Source organism: Agrobacterium albertimagni AOL15, assembly GCF_000300855.1.
GTDB lineage: Bacteria > Pseudomonadota > Alphaproteobacteria > Rhizobiales > Rhizobiaceae > Allorhizobium > Allorhizobium albertimagni.
The window spans coordinates 213,920-234,019 of record NZ_ALJF01000006.1 but is presented as its reverse complement, the minus strand read 5'-3'; the positions used below and the strand labels follow the sequence as shown (position 1 = coordinate 234,019).

The following is a 20,100-nucleotide window of genomic DNA, read 5'->3' as shown; positions in this document are numbered from 1 at the left end:
ATGACTATCTCGTGACTGTTGTAGGCTAAAGACAAAACCGGGACGCAAAGATGGCAGGCGATACGCTAAAGGCGACGACAGATGCGGCGGGGCTCGCCGCGCTGATTTCGCGCGCGTCAGCGCAAACATCGGGCGGCAAGGCGTCGCTGCCGCCGGTGGAGCGCTGGGAACCGCCGTTCTGCGGGGATCTCGACATGGAAATCAGGGCCGACGGGACCTGGTTCTATATGGGCACGCCGATCGGTCGGGAGCCTCTCGTCCGCCTGTTTTCGACGGTTCTGCGCAAGGATGAGGACGGCAAGACCTATCTCGTCACGCCTGTGGAAAAGGTCGGCATCCGCGTCGAAGACGCCCATTTCGTCGCGGTCGAGATGAGCGTGACGGAAGAGGCGGGTGAGTCGGTGCTGACATTCCGCACGAATGTCGGCGACGTGGTCGAGGCGGGACCGGAGCAAAAGCTGCGTTTCGAGATCGTCGGCGAGAACCATGAACTCAAGCCATATCTTTTAGGTGCGCGGTCGGCTGGAGGCGCTTGTCTCGCGGGCGGTCATGTATGATCTCGTCGAACAAGGAGAGGTGGTGGAGATCGAGGGCAAGGCGATGTTTGCCGTGCGCTCTCGCGGCGCGACTTTTCCGATCATGCCCGCTGACGAACTCGATCGACTGTCGCGATGAGCCTGATGACGTTTACCGCAGAGGATTTTCGTCGTCGGGCGCTGGAACAGGTCGGCGCACCGCTCGAACATGCCTGGCGCGACCATGGCGACCATGCGCTGAACCCCGACACCATTCTTCAATACGAGCAGTTGAAGCTGAGGGATGCGGCGGTGCTGATCGGCGTGATCGACGATCCGGACGAGGCGCGGATCATCCTCACCCAGCGCACCAGCAAGCTCCGGCAACATGCAGGCCAGATCGCCTTTCCGGGCGGCGGTATCGATGCGACGGATACCTCTCCGGAAGAAGCGGCGCTCCGCGAGGCCGAAGAAGAGATCGGCCTCGATCGTCGTTTCGTCGAGACGGTCGGTCGGCTGCCGCAATATCTATCGGGGACCGGGTTTCGCATCCAACCGGTGCTTTCCGTCGTGCAACCCGGCTTCGAACTGACGCTCAATCCCGACGAAGTGGACAGCGTCTTCGAGGTGCCGCTTTCCTTCCTGATGAACCCGTCCAATCATCGGCAGGACAGCCGGATGTGGCAGGGCTCCGTCAGGCATTTCTATGTGATGCCCTATCGGGAGCGGCATATCTGGGGCATTACGGCCGGCATCATCCGGACGCTCTACGAAAGGCTCTATGCATGACCAATCTGGCCGATCGCGACTGGTTCCAGGAGCCCGCTCTGCAAAAGCTGATGACGCTGCTGAATAGCGGCGGCGCGGAGACACGGGTGGTCGGTGGCGCTGTGCGCAACAGTCTGATGGGATTGCCGGTCGGGGATATCGACCTTGCCACGACGCTGATGCCGGAAGAGGTGAGCGGACGGGCGGCGGCCAAGGGCATCAAGGCGGTTCCGACCGGCATCGAACACGGCACGGTGACGCTTGTTGTCGACGGCAAGGGCTATGAGGTGACGACGCTCCGGCGTGACGTCGAGACGAATGGTCGCCATGCCGAGGTCGCTTTCGGCGCGAGTTGGCAGGAGGATGCCGACCGGCGCGACCTCACCATCAACGCGCTTTATGTCGGGGTTGACGGCGAGGTGATCGATCTCGTCGGTGGCCTGAAGGACATTGAAACGAAAACAGTGCGCTTCATCGGCGATGCCGAGCAGCGAATTGCCGAAGACTACCTGCGCGTCCTGCGCTTCTTCCGCTTCTTTGCCCATTACGGCAGCGGGCGCCCCGATACTGACGGATTGAAGGCTTGTGCGAGGGCGCGCAGCCAGCTGAAATCGCTTTCCGCCGAGCGCGTCTGGAGCGAGATCAAGAAGCTCTTGTCGGCGCGGGATCCGGGGCGGGCGCTGCTCTGGATGCGCCAATCGGGCGTGCTGACCGAGATCCTGCCCGAAACGGAGAAATGGGGGATCGATGCGATCCCCGGCCTGATTGCAGCAGAACAGGCGCTCGGCTGGGAGCCGGATGCGCTGTTGCGTCTTTGCGCGATCGTGCCGAAGGATGCAGCGCGGCTCGTGACGCTGTCCGAGCGGTTGCGGATGTCGAATGCCGAGGCAATGGCGCTCGACCGGTTCGCGCGGGCGCCGAAGCCACAGGAGACGGTGACCGATGTTGCCTTTGACCGCGATCTCTACCGGTTCGGCAAGGACGGCATGATCTCGATGCTGAAGCTCGAGCTCGCCTCCGCCCGTGCCCGTGCGGAGGGTGACCAGAAGGCGATGACCCGCAGTGCGCGGCTGTTTTCGCTGTTGAAGCGTGCGGAGGGCTTCGTGCGGCCTGTGCTGCCGATCAAGGGCTCCGACGTGCTTGCCGCCGGTATTCCTGCCGGACCGAAGGTCGGGGAAATTCTCGGCAAGCTCGAAGAAGGCTGGATCGCATCGCAGTTCAACCTCAGCCGCGAGGATCTTCTCGCGCGGCTGGACATGCTGGCGAGGTCCTGACGTTTCGAGATATCAAGAGAAGCCAATACGGGCGTGATCGGCTTCGGTTCATCGGCAATCACTCAACAAAGAGTGTCCCGGCTGCGGCGATCCGTGCGGGATCTCGGCAGCGTATCCCTTCCGGCTTTACACGATCGGCATGACGTCGATCTGGCCTTCAGAGGAGGGACTTCCATGAACCGCATTGCAGTCGCATTTTTTGCCGCCGGCATGACCTTCGCCGCTTCTTCGGCGAATTCCGCCAATATCGTCGAGACAGCCCAACAGGCCGGCAGCTTCAACACTCTTTTGGCCGCCGCTCAGGCTGCGGGTCTCGTTGACGCGCTTTCGAGCGGCGGTCCGCTGACCGTCTTCGCGCCGACGGATGAGGCGTTCGCAGCGCTTCCGGCCGGCACGGTCGAGAACCTGCTCAAGCCCGAGAACAAGGATCAGCTCGCCGCGATCCTGAGCTATCATGTCGTCGGTCGCGAACTGACCTCAACCATGCTGCCGGGCCGCACCATCCATGTCCGCACGATCAAGAGCGGCGGTGATCGCACGCTTGCGGTCTCCAAGTCGGGGTCGGGCGTAACCGTCGACGGCGCAAACGTGGTGTCTGCCGATATCCGCACGGATAACGGCGTCATTCATGTGATCGACAAGGTCATGCTGCCGAGCAGCTGAGACACGCAAGCTTCTTTCTGGACACGGAGCCCGCATGCCGGGCTCCGTTGCCGTTTGGGCAGTCGCCCGCGGTGTCAGGCCGTCTGGGACTGATCGTTGCGAATCCGTTCCTTGATGTGATCCACCATGGACGGACGGATAATCTCCTCGCCATGGGTGACCTTCAGGTGCTCCACGGCCCTTCTCACGACTTCTGCCTCTTCCTCGGCGCGCGTGTGCCAGTCGCAGCCGGGGACCAGAGTTCCGCATTCGAAGCGTTTCATGATCGTCTCCTCCTTCGTCGCCTCAACTCTCGCGAAACCGCAGAATGCCACGATTGTTCGGCGGATGCCAAAAAAATGGCCCGCACAGGGCGGGCCAAAGCATCGACGCGGTGGATTCTGTCTGATCAATCGGGCATGGCCCAGGCGTGGAAAACGGAGCGCGCGGGCTGGCGCTTGCCCCGATGGCTGCCGGTTTCGATGTCGTTTGCGGCGAGCCGGTCGGCGAGATCCTTGCCGGCCAGACCAAGGCGCACCTGCTCAACGAAATAAGAATGGGGCAAGTCGACATCACTCGACTGACGCATTTGCTCCGCCAGCCGATCGATCAATTCGGGTGCCTTGAGCGCACGATCGGCGGGGTCACTGACGCGGGATACGGACACTGAGCTGGATGGGGTCATCGCAATCTCCTCCTCGATACTGCGTGAGGCCGCAGAATGCCCCCCGTCCGGCGTGAGCGCAATGAAAACCGTCAAGTTCCCGACACACTTTGTCGTAAGCGGCGGGAATCACCGCTCATTCTTTTTCGTGAATTGACTTGTGGATAACCGTGTCAGCGGTAACCCCAAGCGATCAGGGATATCGCACGAGCGGCGGGAGCGAGGAGAGGATTGATTCGACATTGCCGCCGGTCTTCAGGCCGAAGATCGTGCCGCGGTCGTAGAGCAGGTTGAACTCCACATAGCGGCCGCGCCGGACAAGTTGTTCCTCGCGGTCCTCGTCCGTCCAGGGGTTGTTGAAATTGCCCCGAACGATCTTCGGATAGACGAGATTGAAGGCGCGGCCGACATCCTGGACGAAGGCGAAGTTGGCGTTCCAGCCGCCCTTGTCCTCGTCTGCCGTCAACCAGTCGAAGAAGATGCCACCAATGCCGCGCGCCTCGTTGCGGTGGGGCAGGAAGAAGTATTCGTCGCACCACTTCTTGTAGGCGGGGTAGTCGGCCACGGCGGGATGGCGTTCGCAGGTGACCTCCATGGCACGATGGAAGAGGCGGGTGTCGGGATCATCCTGGCTGCGCCGGCGGTCGAGCACCGGCGTCAGGTCGGCGCCGCCACCGAACCACTGGCTCGATGTGACCACCATGCGGGTGTTCATGTGTACCGTCGGGACGTGCGGGTTCACGGGATGCGCGATCAGCGAAATGCCAGACGCCCAGAAGCGCGGGTCTTCCTCGGCGCCCGGCATCTGCTTGCGGAATTCGGGCGAAAACTCGCCATGCACCGTCGAGGTGTGCACGCCGACCTTCTCGAAGACGCGGCCATACATCATCGACATGCGGCCGCCGCCGCCCTTGCCCTCTTCACGCAGCCAGTCCTTAGCTTGAAAACGCCCAGGCTCGCGATCGGACATCGGCCCGGTGAGTTCGTTCTCCAGGGTTTCGAACGAGGCGCAGATCGCATCGCGCAGACTTTCGAACCAGGCGCGGGCGGCGTCCTTCTTCTCCTCGATATCCTCGGGCAGGCCTTTCGGCAGAACCGGTCGCTCCATGTCGTCCCCCTCAACTTCTTCAGGCAAACGAATATCAGGTGAAATCGCAGGCGGCCATATGGGGGCGGGGGTGTCCCCGTAAAATCGACTCGCCTTCCGGTTTTGCGTGGATTAATCTCTTGTCCATGCGAGGGATTTCATGACGAAGATACCTGGCCCGCCGCCATTTACAGGTCTCAGGAAGCGGATCGCCGACCACCGCGCCGGAACGGCCGGGCGTTTGGGTGGGCAGTTCGTGCGCGAGACCTATTGCCTGACACGCGAGGAGGCCCGAGCCAAGGCGCGCGAGTGGTTCGACGCCTTTCCGAAGGCGGCTTACTGGACCGAAGTGGAAAGCTGGCGGCAGCTCGACGGAGACCAGATCGAGTTTACCATGCGCCGGCTTCCCTCGGCCGATTGACGGCGCCCGTTCAGGTGCGATCCAACGGCAAATTCTCAATTCGCTAGAATTCTAACTTTCTTTGAAAGCCAATCACAAAACCTCGTCGCTAGGCTCGTTTGAACATAGCCGGAATGATGCCGGCTTCGGATCGACATGATATGCGACATAAGGTTTTCCCATGAGTACAGTCTGGCTCAACCCATCCGTTGCCGGTGCGGCTTCGATGGCGAGCGCTGCCGCGTCCGCGCTCGATCGCGTGACGCCGCGCGCGGTGACAGCACCTGTCGCCGAGACTGAGACGGATGCGTCCAGCTATTGGTCGATTTCGACCACCATGCGGCCCGGCAGCCTTTCGGCCGGCAGCGTGCAGGAAGCCAACGAGATTGCGGCCGCAGTCTCCGATACGGCAGCGCTCGGTCTGGAGCAGGCGACGGATATCGTCGCGCGCATCCAGCAGAAGCTCGTGCTTGCCAAGGCCGTCGGAGCCGACCGCAATGGGATCAATGCCGACATCTCGCAGATGAAGGCCGAGCTTGTTGAAGTTGTTCAGGATAGCACGTTCAACGGAGACAACTGGCTGATGGTGGAGGCCGGCGGACGGCCCAAGGTCACCTCGCTGCTCGCCTCCGTGACCACGGGCAATGATGGCGGCCTCTCCATCAACATGGTCGATTTCGACACCGCCAAATCGACGCTTGTCTCACGCGAGGATGCGGGCGAAGGCGTTTTGACGCGAGCCTATGCGGGCACCAGCCTCGGCGGCGTGCCTTACAATTACTACCTGATGGATGCGCAATCTCGCGAGCCGGCGGAGGCCGGGGCCCGCGAGATCAGGATCGATAGCCGGACGACCGGCGACGAGATCGACGGGATGATCTCGACCCTTAATCGCGTTCTGATCGATATGGTCAGCGCCAGTGCCGAGGTGAGCACGACGCGCAGCCAGGTGACGGGCGGCGGTGTGCTTCTGCAGGGCTTGCAGGGGTCATCCGAACTCGGCGTCAGCCGGCTGGTCGATACGGAGCTCAACGAGCAGCGGGTGCGGCTGACGGCGGAGAAGGTGCAGGATCAGTTGCAGTCCTCGGCGCTCAACATCGCGAACGTGTCGATGACGTCGTGGTTGAAGCTCTGAGCTCAAGCTTCTGTTTGTGAATCGAAAAGGCCCGCTTCGCGCGGGCCTTTTGCTGTTTCTGGCGGCTGACTTGCCGCTCGTCAGTTCTTCGCGCGGGGACGCCTTGCCTTACCGCGCGGCAGCGGGACCATGATCGGGGTCGCAGCTTTTCCTGCCTTCTTCGGCACGTCGGTGCCCTTGGTCATGACTTCCGGCGATGCGGCCGCCTCGACGGTCGGCTCTGCGGCCTCCGGTGCTGCCGACGTTTCCGGGAAGGGCTCGTCCCGTGCTGGTGGTTCAACGTCGATCACGGCGGGAAGCGGCGCCTCTGCGGCCAGCACTGGAAGGGTTTCCGGCTCAACGGGTTCTGTTGCAATGGTGACCGGTTCTGCGACGGTGTTTTCGATGACGGCGGCTGGGGCCGTCTCGGTCACTGCACTCACAGACTCGGTGGACGTTTCTGCCATGGGTGCTTCACCACTAAGGATATTGCCGAGTATTCTGGTCACCTTCAGGGCTGTCGGTAGGTCGGTATTGGTCGAATGGCCGCAGAAGGGGACCTTGATGTCGGTGGCGATCTTCGGGCGCGAATTCAGTTCGCCGAACCAGTCGAGTTCGCCGACGACGTCGATGACCTCGGTGAAGGCTTCCGGCATCTTGATCCGGCCGCCGAAGGTGACGATGCGCGCCGTATTGGCGAGCGTTTCGATCCGGCCCGGGTCACTGGCCTTCAAGGCGTAGAGAGCATCTGCAATCACGCGGTTGCCGCGGGAATGGCCGGCGATCAGGGTGAAGGACAGGGTCGGATCGGCAAGCAGGGTCGACACCGTATCGGCATCGAGGCCGGTGCGGCGACTGGTATCGGTTTCCTCGTCGCGCTTGCCATAGGCGCCGAGCTTCGGCCGACCGACGACGTCATCGATCACCTCGAGATTGCTTCTGACATGGCCGAGCCAGCCGAAGAGAAAGGCACCGCCGATGGCCTCGTTGAGGATGTCGCCGAGGCCGTAGCCCGACACCACGGCTGCTACGGGGGCGTCGATCGCATCGGCGACGTTGCGCGCGAAGGCGGCGGCACCGATCGCCGAGCCGCCGATGCCGGCGACCGCCATGGCGCGCACTTCACGTCCGCCACGCAGACGAAATTCCTCGACGCTGTCACAGAGGGTGAGCATTCCGCCGCCTGTGGGCGGGACGATCATAATCAGGCCTTCCGAGGCGAGACTGTCGCTGATGTAGAAGGCTTCGTCGGCGCTTAGGGCCTTGACGTCATAGTAGAGCGCGTCCATGCCTGTGTTGCGGAGCCGCCAGGGCTCCAGGGCGGCGTTGCGCACCGGACGCTGGCTCAAGCGCTCGGGAAAGCTCAAGGATCGGGCGAACTGGGTCAAACCCAGGGCGAATGCTGTCTCGAACATGACTCCATCTCCCTTTTTGCTGCAATGCAGCATAGCGCGATACGGTTGAATTAGCAATTGCCGTTGAAGGTGCGCTTCACCACCGTCTCGCTATCCTAGGCGAGGGCGAGTTCGGGCGCCTTGATTTATGTCTGTTTCCGGCAGATCCGGGGTCAGAAGCCCGTCTGGCGCAGCGCTTCCCCGGCAATCATGGCTGCCGACATCGCGACATTGATCGAACGCTGGCCCTCGATCATGGGGATGATCACACGGTGGTCGGCCCGGTCATGGACATGATCGGGGACGCCGGCGCTTTCTCGCCCGAAGAGCAGGATGTCATTTCCGGCATAGTCGAAGCGCGTATAGGGCAGGGCGGCTTTGGTCGAGGCGAGCACGAGGCGGCGGCCTTCCGACAGCCGCCAGGCGTCGAAGCGCTCCCAGTTGATGTGGCGGGTCATGGCGACGCTTGCGAGATAATCCATGCCTGCGCGCTTCAGGTTCTTGTCGGAGAGCACGAAACCGGCAGGTTCAATGATGTCGACCTTCATGCCGAGACAGGCGGCGAGCCGGAGGATGGTTCCGGTGTTGCCGGGAATGTCTGGCTGGTAGAGGGCGATGCGCAAGTCTGTCATGGGGCGGTCATATGCGATCGGGGCATGTCGCTCAAGGCGGACGCAGCCTTGCTTGTGGCCGTCTGTGATCGGTGTGCAACAGTTGCGGCAGAATGTCTCGATCGCCTCGAAAGCCGGCTGGAAAATTTGCCAGTCGGCCGATAGAACGGAAGTCTACTTCAACACGCAAGCGGGAGGGCCATCGATGGATCTATTCGGTATTTCGCGCCAGCCCCGATTTATGGCTGTGGCTGCCTGAGCGCGTCACCTCCGTTTCTTTTCCCAAACTGATTCATCCTGCGGCCACAAGTGGCCTCAATCATTGAATATTCGCGCCCTTGCGCCACCTTTGTCCGGTGCCGCGCGCGCGTCATTTCTGGAGACTTTTCCATGTTCTCGTGGTTCGAAAACCGCCTGAATCCGTATCCGGCCGGTGATCCGGTCCTGCCGCCCAAGGGCCTTGTCGCCTTCTGCTGGCACTATACGAAGCCCGCCGGCTGGTGGCTGGCGCTGCTCGGACTTTGCTCCGGCCTCATCGCAATTGCCGAAGTGTTTCTCTACCAGTTCCTCGGCAATATCGTTGATTGGCTGTCGACGGCCGAACGTTCGACCTTTCTCCAGACGGAAGGTGGCACGCTTGCCTGGATGGCGGGCCTGCTTTTGATCGGCCTGCCGGTGCTCGGCGTGATGCATACGATCACCATGCACCAGGTCCTGGCCGGCAACTTCCCGATGATTGCGCGCTGGCAGATGCACCGCTTTCTGCTCCGGCACTCGATGACCTTCTTCGCCAACGAGTTCGCCGGTCGCGTCTCGACCAAGGTGATGCAGACGGCGCTGTCCGTGCGTGAAAGCGTGATGAAGATCATCGACGTCTTCATCTATGCGACGACCTTCTTCGTCTCGATGCTGGCGCTGGTCGCTTCGGTCGATTGGCGGCTCGGTGTGCCGCTCGTCCTCTGGCTGGTGATCTATGCACTGATCCTGCGCAACTTCATTCCCAAGCTGCGCAAGCTTTCCAGCGAACAGGCCGATGCCCGCTCGATGATGACGGGCCGGATCGTCGACAGCTATACCAATATCGCGACGGTGAAGCTGTTCTCGCATGCCGGCCGGGAAGAGACCTATGCCAAGGAGGGTATGGACGCCTTTCTCGGCACGGTGCACCGGCAGATGCGGCAGATCTCGCTGCTCAACATTTGCGTCGACATCAACAACGCCATTGTCCAGTTCTTCGTGGCGGCCTTGGGCATCTGGTTCTGGCTGAACGGCACGGTAACCGTCGGTGCGATCGCGGTCGCCATCGGGCTTTCCATGCGCATCAACGGCATGTCGCAGTGGATCATGTGGGAAGTGGCGGCGCTCTTCGAAAACATCGGCACCGTCTATGACGGCATGGGCATGATGACCAAGGCCCACGACATCGTCGACAAGCCGGCCGCCAAGGCGCTCGCCGCGCCGAAGGGCGAGATCGTCTATGACGGCGTGCGCTTCCACTACGGCAAGCAGAAGGGTGTGATCGAGGACTTCTCGCTGACCATCAAGGCGGGGGAGAAGGTCGGTCTCGTCGGACGCTCTGGTGCGGGCAAGACGACGCTGATGAACCTGCTTCTGCGCTTCTACGATCTGGAGAAGGGCAGGATCCTCGTCGACGGCCAGGATATCTCGGCGGTGAGCCAGGACAGTCTGCGGGCACTCGTCGGTGTGGTAACCCAGGATACGTCCCTGCTGCACCGCTCGATCCGGGACAACATCGCCTACGGCCGACCGGAAGCGACCGATGCCGAAGTGATCGAGGCGGCGAAGCGGGCGAATGCCTGGGAATTCATCCAGGGGCTCTCCGACATGCAGGGCCGAGCCGGGCTCGATGCGCATGTCGGTGAGCGCGGCGTGAAACTCTCGGGCGGCCAGCGGCAGCGTATCGCGATCGCCCGCGTCTTCCTGAAGGATGCGCCGATCCTGGTGCTCGATGAGGCGACCTCGGCGCTCGATTCGGAAGTCGAAGCAGCGATCCAGGAAAGCCTGTTCAAGCTGATCGAGGACAAGACGGTGATTGCAATCGCCCACCGGCTCTCGACGCTGACGCAGATGGACCGGCTGATCGTGCTCGACAAGGGCCGAATCGTCGAAGAGGGAACGCATCAGCAGCTGGTGGCAAATGGCGGCATCTATGCCGACCTGTGGAACCGGCAGTCCGGCGGTTTCCTTGCCGATCAGGCGGACGGGGCGAACGAGGTGCGGGAAACAGCGGCCGAGTGATACCCCATCACGACGATTGATGGAGAACGAGCGGCGGCGGAGCAATCTGCCGCCGACCTTTTTTTGGGCTGCAGCTATTCGGAAATACCCCATTTTTAGCGCTATCAAAGGTTGTCTACAATCTAAGTAAAATATTCATTGTTTACATTCTAGAACGGTTTCATCCCGACCTATCCGGACGATGTCTTGTCCTCACACCTGGCGACCTCCCACGCCCGGTTGGGAATGTATTTTTCCTCCCCTGGAGACCATTCATGTCCAATCTCAAGATCAAAGTGGTGCTGCCGCTGCTTTTCGCAGTTGTACTCACCTTCGGCATCGGCCAGGGCATTCTGGCGATTAACTTCATCGGCGACGTCAAGGAGCAGGTGAACGTCATCGGGCGTGAACGCCTGCCCAGAACACTTGCTGTCGCACGGATGAATGCGACTTTCGCCGAGGTCCGCCGCGACTATGCCATGCTGTTGAATGCGGAACCGGCAGAGCTGGATGCGATCGTATCTGCCACTCAGACCGCTGTGGCGGAACGTGATGCAGCTTTTGCCGCCTACGAGCCGATGATCACCATGCCGGCGACGCGGGCCCGATTCGACAGCATGAAGGCCGCGCTTGCGGAATACGACCGTCTGGCCATGCAGATGGTCGAATTGAAGCGCACGGGCAGTCAGGCTGCGGCCAAGGCCGTATTCAACGGTGCCATGGCGACCAATGCTCGCTCCCTTGTTCAGCTCATGGACGAAATGATCCAGTCCAATGTGCAACTCAGCGACGCCGCAATCGTCAAAGCGGACGACGTCTCCAACACTGCGGTCAACACGACGATCATTGCCGTCCTGATCAGCGCGCTGATTGCCGCCGGTGCCGCCTTCTTCAGCTTTGCGCGGATCGTTCGTCCGATCTCGGCGATCACCGGTTCTATGCGTACCCTTGCTTCCGGCGACACGCAGACCGAGATCCCGTTTGCCGGTCGTCAGGATGAAATCGGCGAGATGGCAGCTGCCGTCAGCGTGTTCCGCGACAATGCCATCGAGCGTGCAGCGCTCGAGCGTCAGGCGGAAGAGAACCGGTCGCTCAGCGAAACCGAGCGTCAGGCCCGCGAAGCCCAGAAGGCACGGGAAGCGGCCGAAGTGCAGTTTGCCGTCGACCAGCTTGCTTCGGGTCTGCAGCGTCTGTCGGATGGCGATCTCGTCGCGCAGATCAGCGAACGCTTCGCCGATCATCTCGATCCGCTGCGCCTCAACTTCAACCAGTCGGTCGCACGCCTGAAGGACGCCATGCGCGCCGTGAGCGAAAATGCCCGGTCGATCGATGCCGGTGCCAACGAGATGCTGGCCGCGGCCGACGACCTGTCGAAGCGGACCGAGCAGCAGGCGGCTTCCGTCGAAGAGACGGCGGCAGCGCTCGAACAGGTGACGACTGCGGTCAAGGACAGCGCCATTCGCGCCGACGAGGCCGGCCAGCTGGTCAGCCGCACGCGGGAAGGGGCCGAGCATTCGGGCGAGGTCGTCCGCCGTGCGGTCGCTGCCATGCAGCAGATCGAGAAATCCTCCTCGGAAATTTCGAACATCATCGGCGTGATCGACGACATCGCATTCCAGACGAACCTTCTGGCGCTCAATGCCGGCGTTGAAGCGGCTCGCGCCGGTGAAGCCGGCAAGGGCTTCGCGGTCGTTGCCCAGGAAGTGCGTGAACTCGCACAGCGTTCGGCCAATGCGGCAAAGGAGATCAAGGCCCTGATCACCACCTCGGGCGAACAGGTCCGTAATGGTGTCAACCTGGTCGACGAAACCGGTCGGGCGCTGGAGACCATCGTGCGCGAGGTGCAGGAGATCAACCAGAATGTTCTGGCGATCGTCACCTCGACCCGCGAGCAGTCGACCGGCCTCCAGGAAATCAATATGGCCGTCAACCAGATGGACCAGGGCACGCAGAAGAACGCGGCCATGGTGGAGCAGTCCACGGCTGCAAGCCATGGTCTGGCCCAGCAGGCCGGTCAGCTGATGCAGCTGATGGCGCAGTTCAAGACGGACGAGAGCAGCTATCAGGCATCGCCACGGGTCGCCCCGGCAACGCCGGCCGCCCAGCCGCAGCCTTCGCCCGCACGGGCACTGGGCCGCAAGATAGCCAATGCCTTCAAGGGTAACACGGCTGTCGCGGCCGAGTGGTCGGAGTTCTAAGCACTGCGTTCCAGAGGATGCGAAGAAGAGGGGCAGAAATGCCTCTCTTTTTTTGTCGATGCTTGCGCACGGGATTGTGGATGAGGCGAGAACTGCCCTTCGGCGCGTAAGGCTTTGTTAGAATTCGGATTGGCATGGAAGTCTGCCGGCATTTTTTTCCGGCCGTCTCATTCCGTTTCAATCCAGGATTTCAGTCGTGAAAAATCTCAAGATCAAACTTCTGCTGCCGCTTCTATTCGGTCTGATGGTGATCGTGTCGCTCGGGCAGGGTGCAATTGCCGTCCGCTCCGTGACCGACATGAGTGGTCAGATGGAAGCACTGGGCGGCCGTCTCGATCGGTCCATGATGATTGCCGAGATCGATTCCGTTCTCGCCGACGTTCGCCGTCTCAACCTGATGATCCTGACGGCTGCCACCTCGGCCGAGAAGAAGACGCTGGTCGAGGATCTCGAGGCCGCGCGTGCGCAACTGGATGCCGCGATCGCCGAGTTTGACGCCTCGATCGTGCTTCCCGATGTCCGCCAGCGTTTCGACAGTTTCAAGGCGACCGTCGTCGAGTTCAACGGCCTTGGCCAGAGCTTCGTCGAACAGGCCATGGCATCAAAGCTTTATCAGGCGAAAGATACGCTCGCCCAGATGGTGCCGCTCGGCAGCGCCGCGGAACAGAGCCTGGGGGACATCAAGGAGATGAACCGGGCTGCCGGCGTGCAGGTTCGTCATGATGCGGACGCCTCTGCGACGCTTGCCATGCGCCTGTCGCTGGCGGCCTTCGTTCTCGCCGCGCTGATGGCGCTCGGTGCTGCGGTCGTATCGATCGTGCGGGTTGCGCGTCCCATCTCCGCGATCACCGGTTCGATGCGGACGCTTGCCGGTGGCGACACCGAAACGGAGGTTCCGTTTGCGAACCGTCGGGACGAGATCGGCGAAATGGCGGCAGCCGTTTCCGTCTTCCGCAACAATGCGATCGAACGGGCGGCGCTGGAGCGTCAGGCCGAAGAGAACCGGTCGCTGAGCGAGACGGAGCGTCTGGCGCGCGAAGCACATAAGGCGCGTGAAGCGGCCGAAGTACAGTTTGCCGTCGACCGTCTGGCCGGTGGTTTGCAGAAGCTTTCCGATGGTGATCTTGCCGTCGAAATCGGCGAACGCTTCGCCGAGCACCTTGATCCGCTGCGTGTCAACTTCAACCACTCCGTCGAGCGGCTGCGTGATGCCATGCGCGCCGTTGGCGAAAATGCGCGCGCCATCGACGCAGGTGCGAGCGAAATGCTCTCTGCAGCCGACGACCTATCCAAGCGCACCGAGCAGCAGGCAGCCTCTGTCGAGGAAACGGCAGCAGCGCTCGAGCAGGTGACGACCGCGGTCAAGGACAGCGCTGTGCGGGCGGAGGAAGCCGGGGCGCTCGTCTCGCGGACCCGGGTCGGTGCAGAACGGTCGGGCGACGTGGTTCGTCGCGCGGTCAATGCCATGCATGCGATCGAAAAGTCGTCGAGCGAAATCTCCAACATCATCGGCGTGATCGATGAGATCGCGTTCCAGACCAATCTTCTGGCGCTGAACGCGGGTGTTGAAGCTGCGCGTGCCGGAGACGCCGGCAAGGGTTTTGCCGTCGTTGCCCAGGAAGTGCGTGAACTCGCCCAGCGTTCGGCCCATGCGGCGAAGGAAATCAAGGGTCTGATCACGGCCTCCGGCGAGCAGGTGAGGAACGGGGTCACTCTGGTCGGTGAGACGGGGCAGGCGCTCGAAGCCATCGTGCGGGAAGTGCAGGAGATCAACCAGAACGTTTCTGCGATCGTCACCTCTGCACGCGAGCAGTCGACGGGCTTGGCCGAGATCAACGCGGCTGTGAACCAGATGGACCAGGGCACGCAGAAGAATGCGTCCATGGTCGAGCAGTCGACTTCCGCCTGCCATGGCCTGGCGCAGCAGGCGACATCGCTGACGCAGTTGCTCGGCCAGTTCCGCCTCGGGGAAGAGGCTCCTCGCATGGCTGCACCGCGGCTTGCCCCGGCGCGGGGCGAAAGCCAGCCGCAAGCGTCGCCGGCGCGTGCTCTCGGCCGCAAGATCGCCAATGCCTTCAATGGCAATGCGGCTGTTGCAGCGGAGTGGTCGGAATTCTGAGATCCGGCATACCGGATCCGGAGAGGACGAAACGGGGCAGGGATGCCCCGTTTCGCGTTTGTGGCGGTCGGTAGCGCCCAGGCATTCACGCGACTGATCGGTTCATTTGCCGAATTGGCTTGTCGGCGGGATGGCGGGGCCGCTATGCGGTGGCCTCAAACAGACGGGGCCGACTTTTACGCGCCCTCGCGTTCCGTTCAGGAGTGACATGCTGAAACATATCGACTGGCTCTGGGCGGTCCTCGCCGGGGCGCTGCTCGCCGTCATGGTGACCATCAATAGCGGGCTTGCCGCTCTGACGACGCCGTTTACCGCATCCTGGGTGGTACATGGCGTCGGTGGCGTCGTCGCCTTTATCCTGCTGGTCGCCAATGGCGCCGTCGCACGACGGGCGGGGCGAATTCCGGCCAAGGGCAAAGCGCCGCTCTGGTCCTATCTCGGGGGTGTGCCTGGGGCCTTTGCGGTGGCCTTGAGTTCGATTGCCGTCAATTCGGAACTGGCGCTGGCCGGTGGCCTGTCGTTGTTGCTTGTCGGTCAGATCCTGTTCGGGCTCCTTTCCGATCAGTTCGGGCTGTTCGGCACACCGCAACGGAGACTGAACCGCTTCGATCTTCTGGCAACGATCTGCGTGATCTCTGGCAGCGCGCTGCTCATCTTCGCAAAGGGGACCTGAATGCTGGGCGCTGTTCTCATCGCACTCGCCGGTGGTGCTGCCGTCGGCATGAGCCGGTCGATCAACGGCCGGCTGACCATGGACCGCGGAGCGTTTACGGCGTCGGCCTGGAACCACTGGATCGGTTTCCTGCTGTTAACTGTCTATGTGCTTCTCTTCCACCGCGTCGGCATGCCGATGATCGCGGACGTCCCGGTCTTCTACCTGACGGGCGGTGTGATCGGGGCCTGTTTCGTGGTGATCAGCTCTTACGTCTTTCCGCGCATCGGGGCCGCCCGCTCGGGGCTGCTGATCATCGGCGGGCAGATGATCACCGGCCTGATCATAGATTTGGCGCGTGGTACGGCAGAGTTCCACATCGGCCAGCCGGTCGGCGTGGCACTGATCCTTCTCGGCATCTATCTCACCCGCTACACGCGTTAGACGTCAGCCATTCCACAGGCACGTTGGGAGGCCCGGCGCATTTTAGTGTTTGGCGAAAGGATCGGTTTTTGTTTGGCGCGTAGCCTGACGGGATAGGAACACCCATCGGAGGTGCCTCGCATGCCCCCGCCGCCCCATCGCCTCTTGCCCCATTCCAGGGAAGCCGACATTCTTGGCCGCAAGGCTTTCGAATTCCTCAGCAAGAACCATCTCGAGCTCAGCCCTGACAACTTCGAGCTCGTTCACGCGGTGATGACGGGTCGGGACAAGGCGCTTCGCGACGCTTTTCTTGCGCTGCCGAAGCCAGTCGGGCAGGCGGCTCTCTCCATCCTCGCGCAGCGTTTCCTCCCCCGGCGCCCGATGGTCTCAGCGTTCAAAACGACAAGCGAGCAGGCGGTGGGTGCACTGGAGGATCTGCGGAGGTTGCTGGAGAGTGGGGCCGTGACAGTCGCCGGATCGTCGGATGATGGCGAGGACCCGATGGCCGCCCTGGATGCCCAGCTCCAGACCTGTCTCGATGCGCTGCAGGCCGTTTGCAAGCTCGTCACGGCCGAACCGATCGAAGTGGCGGGGCAGGACCATCTGACCGCGCAACTGAGCTTTGGATTACCGGGTTATCCGGCCCTCGTGCAGCGTCTGGACGAGGTCTTCAAGCAGGGCATGCCGGAGGAGGGGCTGAGCCTGATGCTCTGCCGGGTCGGTGGCCTGGAACCCTTGAGCCGTAGCGGCCTTGCCAAGGTCAGCGATTACATGAAGAACACGCTGGCCCGCTTTACCCATCGCCTGATCGACAAAAGCGATGCGGCCTACTGGACGGCACCCGACGAACTGGGTTTGCTGATCGGGGCAAGCAGCGAAGCCTATCTGTCCCAGCTCGGGGCGAAGGTCGCCCGAGTGGTCGCCGATGCCGAGAGCGTCGCGCGCAAGTCCATCAAATCGATGCCGAAGCTTACATGCCGGTTCGGTTGCGCACGCACATACAGGCCGGTTCCGGTCTCTCAGCTCTATGGGGCGGCGCGACAATCCCTTCAGCGTGCCGATCTCACCGAGAGCCTGGTGCCCGTCTTTACCGAGGTCTCTTCGGATGCCTCGACGCTCAGGCGCTATGAGGCGCTTTACGGGCGCCGTCAGCGGAGCTGACGTGACGGCGCGTCGGACGGGGCTTTGGTCTCTGACCAAAATGTAATGGTCGAGATCATGTTTGAGGCTTTGCCCTCCCGGGCAATCGGCCTATATCGGCTCTCATGTTTCAAGCTATCGCCCGCTTCTTCGAAAACTGGCTCGATCCCTTCGCTCGATCGGACAATCTGCGTCCGCCGGAAAAGACCTGGGCCTTCGTCTGGTTCTATGTCAGCCAGGCGAAGATGGCCTTTTTCCTCATGGCGATCTTCGGCGGTGCCGTGGCCATGCTTGAAGCCGGACTTTTCTGGTTCGTCGGCCGTCTCGTGGATCTCCTGGACACAGTCCCGAAGGATGCCGGCTGGGACGGGCTGATCGCAGCGCATGGCGGCGAGTTGCTGGCGATGGCGCTGATCGTATTGATCGGGCGCTTCATCGTCGTGACGGTCGGCGCGTTGGTCGAAGAACAGGTGATCGTCCTCAACTTCTTCAACCTGGTGCGCTGGCAGGCGCATGCGCATGTGGCGCGGCAATCTCTCTCGTTTTTCCAGAATGATTTTGCCGGCCGCATCGTCACCAAGGTCTGGTCCGCCGGGCAATCGACTGGGGATCTCTTAACCTCGCTGCTGCAGGTCGTCTGGTTCATGGTCATCTATACCATTTCGACCATGGCGCTGGTTGCGCAACTCGACTGGCGGCTGGCCGCGATCATCGGCGCCTGGGTGGCGATCTTCCTGGTGTTGGCCCGGTATTTCGTGCCGAAGATCCGCCACCATGCACGCGAAACGGCGGAGGCGTCGTCGATGCTGAATGGTCGTCTGGTCGACAGCTATTCGAACATCCAGACGCTCAAGCTCTTTGCCCGCGAGCGGCAGAACGACCATTATATTCGCGCCGGTTTCGACCGGTTCCAGGACACGCTGCGCCCCTTCGCGCGGCTGTTGACCGGCGTGCGAGCTTCACTCGCCATCCTCTCCGGTTTCATGATCCTGATGGTGGCGCTTCTGTCCGTCGATCTCTGGTTTGCCGGGGCGGTGACCGCGGGTGGCGTCGCCTTCACACTCGGCCTCGTGCTGCGCCTCAACATGCTGCTTGGCCGGATGATGACGCAGCTCAACGGCATCATGCGCAATATCGGCACGATTCAGAATTCTGCCGAACTGGTGGCAAAGCCGATCGGGCTCACCGACAAGCCCGACGCCGCGAAGCTCGAGGTCAAATCACCGGAGATCCGCTTCGAGGATGTGACCTTCCATTACGGACGCAAGAAGGGCGCGATCGATCACCTGACGCTGACCATCGAGCCGGGCGAGAAGGTCGGCATCGTCGGGCGTTCCGGGGCGGGCAAGTCGACGCTCGTCAATCTGCTGCTGCGCTTCTACGATCTCGAAGGCGGCAGGATACTGATCGACGGGCAGGACATTTCCACCGTGACCCAGGAGAGCCTGCGCTCGCAGATCGGCATGGTGACCCAGGATACGGCGCTTCTGCACCGCTCCATCCGCGACAACATCCTCTTCGGTCGCGAGGATGCAAGCGACGAGATGCTGTTGAAGGCCGCCGAACGGGCCGAAGCACTCGACTTTATCCAACGGCTGGAAGACCAGCGGGGTCGCAAGGGCTTCGACGCCCATGTCGGCGAACGCGGAGTGAAGCTTTCCGGCGGCCAGCGACAGCGCATCGCGATTGCGCGCGTGATGCTGAAAGATGCACCGATCCTGGTGCTGGATGAGGCGACATCTGCGCTGGACTCGGAAGTGGAGGCGGCGATCCAGTCCAATCTCGACCGACTGATGCAGGGGAAGACCGTGTTGGCGATCGCCCACCGTCTGTCGACGATCGCGGCGCTCGATCGTCTCGTGGTTATGGACAAGGGGCGGATCATCGAGCAGGGAACGCATCAGGAGCTAGTGGACCTCGGGGGGCTCTATTCCGAGCTCTGGGCACGGCAATCGGGCGGCTTCCTTGATACGCGCGACCAGCTGGTCACGGCTTGATGCCCGCGAGCTCACTTATCTCAGCGTTCAACTCGCTGCATTGCTTGATAAACTGCCTGTCACTCTTGCGTTAAATCAAGCTTTTGGGGATGGTGTCTGCGAAATCCGCGACAACGTGGCTCCTTGTCCGACGAAGACTGGACAGAATAGATTATCGGGCTTAGAACGCGCCAATCTGGCGGGGAATCTGTGGCTGCACAGTGGCTGAATTGTGATTCCCGCTGCGGGGGCAAATGCGGTGTGTCGCAGGATTGCGAGAGGAAAAAGTGACCGTGAGCGAACACGAGACAACGACAGAACATGCGGGCGAGCCTACGCGCCGCGACTTTCTCTACATGGTGACCGGCATGGCCGGCGCGGTTGGTGCGGCTTCGTTCGCCTGGCCCTTCATCGACCAGATGCGTCCGGACGCATCGACGCTCGCGCTCGCTTCGATCGAAGTGGACGTGTCGGCGCTCGAGCCGGGCATGTCGCTGACGGTGAAGTGGCGCGGCAAGCCGGTCTTCATCCGCAACCGTACGGACAAGGAAGTCGAGGAAGCCAACGCTGTTGCGCTTGCTGAGCTGAAGGATCCGGTTGCCCGCAACGAAAACGTTGATGCATCCGCCGAAGCGACCGACCTCGCGCGCTCGGCCGGTGAAGGCAAGGAAAACTGGATCGTCATGATCGGCTCCTGCACCCATCTGGGCTGCGTGCCGCTCGGCCAGGCCGGCGATTTCGGCGGCTGGTTCTGTCCCTGCCACGGCTCGCACTACGATACGGCGGGCCGTATCCGCAAGGGTCCTGCGCCGACGAACCTGCCAGTGCCGACCTTTGCATTCACATCCGACACTGTCATCAAGATCGGCTGAGGGGATAAGACAC

Annotated in this window: 18 protein-coding genes and 1 pseudogene; 14 read left to right on the top strand and 5 right to left on the bottom strand. The window is 62.0% G+C overall.

Annotated features, from left to right (window positions below; all coding sequences use genetic code 11):
- Positions 1–50: 50 nt before the first annotated feature.
- The 4 genes and pseudogenes from QWE_RS08170 (at position 51) to QWE_RS08155 (ending at position 3,220) form a co-directional block, all read left to right on the top strand.
- A pseudogene (locus QWE_RS08170) lies at positions 51–675 on the top strand (DUF1285 domain-containing protein).
- Positions 672–1,304 carry a CoA pyrophosphatase gene (locus tag QWE_RS08165; RefSeq protein WP_006725633.1) on the top strand — a complete coding sequence of 211 codons (633 nt, stop codon included), beginning with the start codon at positions 672–674 and terminating at the stop codon, positions 1,302–1,304. Before QWE_RS08170 ends, QWE_RS08165 begins: the two are co-directional and overlap by 4 nt.
- Positions 1,301–2,557 carry a CCA tRNA nucleotidyltransferase gene (locus tag QWE_RS08160; protein WP_006725632.1) on the top strand — a complete coding sequence of 419 codons (1,257 nt, stop codon included), beginning with the start codon at positions 1,301–1,303 and terminating at the stop codon, positions 2,555–2,557. Before QWE_RS08165 ends, QWE_RS08160 begins: the two co-directional genes overlap by 4 nt.
- Before the next feature lie 174 nt (positions 2,558–2,731).
- The gene (locus QWE_RS08155) at positions 2,732–3,220 is read left to right on the top strand and encodes a fasciclin domain-containing protein (protein WP_006725631.1); all 489 of its coding nucleotides are present in this window, start codon (positions 2,732–2,734) and stop codon (positions 3,218–3,220) included.
- A 74-nt stretch (positions 3,221–3,294) separates the two neighbouring features.
- Here the strand turns inward: QWE_RS08155 and QWE_RS08150 are convergent, their stop codons facing one another.
- The 3 genes from QWE_RS08150 to hemF form a co-directional block, all read right to left on the bottom strand.
- Positions 3,295–3,483 (bottom strand): DUF1059 domain-containing protein, encoded by a 189-nt coding sequence (locus QWE_RS08150; RefSeq protein ID WP_006725630.1) that lies wholly within the window; start codon positions 3,481–3,483, stop codon positions 3,295–3,297.
- A 125-nt stretch (positions 3,484–3,608) separates the two neighbouring features.
- A complete protein-coding gene (locus tag QWE_RS08145; RefSeq protein ID WP_006725629.1) occupies positions 3,609–3,884 on the bottom strand; it encodes a hypothetical protein in 276 nt (91 codons plus the stop codon).
- 172 nt (positions 3,885–4,056) lie between these two features.
- A complete protein-coding gene (gene hemF / locus QWE_RS08140; protein ID WP_006725628.1) occupies positions 4,057–4,971 on the bottom strand; it encodes an oxygen-dependent coproporphyrinogen oxidase in 915 nt (304 codons plus the stop codon).
- Positions 4,972–5,110: 139 nt separating this feature from the next.
- On the opposite strand from hemF, the gene QWE_RS08135 reads away from it, so the two are divergent.
- Together QWE_RS08135 and QWE_RS08130 are read left to right on the top strand one after the other, a co-directional pair.
- A complete protein-coding gene (locus QWE_RS08135) occupies positions 5,111–5,371 on the top strand; it encodes a hypothetical protein (protein WP_006725627.1) in 261 nt (86 codons plus the stop codon).
- Between the two features lie 160 nt (positions 5,372–5,531).
- Positions 5,532–6,485: a flagellin N-terminal helical domain-containing protein gene (locus tag QWE_RS08130; protein WP_006725626.1), complete on the top strand. Its 954-nt coding sequence runs from the start codon at positions 5,532–5,534 to the stop codon at positions 6,483–6,485.
- Positions 6,486–6,565: 80 nt separating this feature from the next.
- On the opposite strand, the gene QWE_RS08125 is transcribed toward QWE_RS08130, so the two are convergent.
- Positions 6,566–7,879, bottom strand: a complete 1,314-nt coding sequence (locus tag QWE_RS08125; RefSeq protein WP_006725625.1) for a hypothetical protein — start codon at positions 7,877–7,879, stop codon at positions 6,566–6,568.
- A 152-nt stretch (positions 7,880–8,031) separates the two neighbouring features.
- A complete protein-coding gene (locus tag QWE_RS08120) occupies positions 8,032–8,490 on the bottom strand; it encodes a tRNA (cytidine(34)-2'-O)-methyltransferase (protein ID WP_006725624.1) in 459 nt (152 codons plus the stop codon).
- A gap of 369 nt (positions 8,491–8,859) precedes the next feature.
- Here QWE_RS08120 and QWE_RS08115 point away from each other — a divergent pair, with 369 nt between their 5' ends.
- From QWE_RS08115 to petA, 8 genes are all read left to right on the top strand, one after another.
- The gene (locus QWE_RS08115) at positions 8,860–10,728 is read left to right on the top strand and encodes an ABC transporter ATP-binding protein (RefSeq protein ID WP_006725623.1); all 1,869 of its coding nucleotides are present in this window, start codon (positions 8,860–8,862) and stop codon (positions 10,726–10,728) included.
- Positions 10,729–10,982: 254 nt separating this feature from the next.
- Positions 10,983–12,905 carry a HAMP domain-containing methyl-accepting chemotaxis protein gene (locus QWE_RS08110; protein WP_006725622.1) on the top strand — a complete coding sequence of 641 codons (1,923 nt, stop codon included), beginning with the start codon at positions 10,983–10,985 and terminating at the stop codon, positions 12,903–12,905.
- A gap of 196 nt (positions 12,906–13,101) precedes the next feature.
- The gene (locus QWE_RS08105; RefSeq protein ID WP_006725621.1) at positions 13,102–15,024 is read left to right on the top strand and encodes a methyl-accepting chemotaxis protein; all 1,923 of its coding nucleotides are present in this window, start codon (positions 13,102–13,104) and stop codon (positions 15,022–15,024) included.
- Positions 15,025–15,232: 208 nt separating this feature from the next.
- Positions 15,233–15,697, top strand: coding sequence for a DMT family transporter (locus QWE_RS08100; RefSeq protein ID WP_006725620.1), 465 nt, complete (start codon positions 15,233–15,235; stop codon positions 15,695–15,697).
- A complete protein-coding gene (locus QWE_RS08095) occupies positions 15,698–16,120 on the top strand; it encodes a DMT family transporter (protein WP_006725619.1) in 423 nt (140 codons plus the stop codon).
- Between the two features lie 120 nt (positions 16,121–16,240).
- A complete protein-coding gene (locus tag QWE_RS08090; protein WP_006725618.1) occupies positions 16,241–17,260 on the top strand; it encodes a hypothetical protein in 1,020 nt (339 codons plus the stop codon).
- A gap of 104 nt (positions 17,261–17,364) precedes the next feature.
- The gene (locus QWE_RS08085; protein WP_006725617.1) at positions 17,365–19,236 is read left to right on the top strand and encodes an ABC transporter ATP-binding protein; all 1,872 of its coding nucleotides are present in this window, start codon (positions 17,365–17,367) and stop codon (positions 19,234–19,236) included.
- Positions 19,237–19,508: 272 nt separating this feature from the next.
- The gene (gene petA, locus QWE_RS08080; RefSeq protein WP_006725616.1) at positions 19,509–20,087 is read left to right on the top strand and encodes a ubiquinol-cytochrome c reductase iron-sulfur subunit; all 579 of its coding nucleotides are present in this window, start codon (positions 19,509–19,511) and stop codon (positions 20,085–20,087) included.
- Positions 20,088–20,100 lie beyond the last annotated feature (13 nt).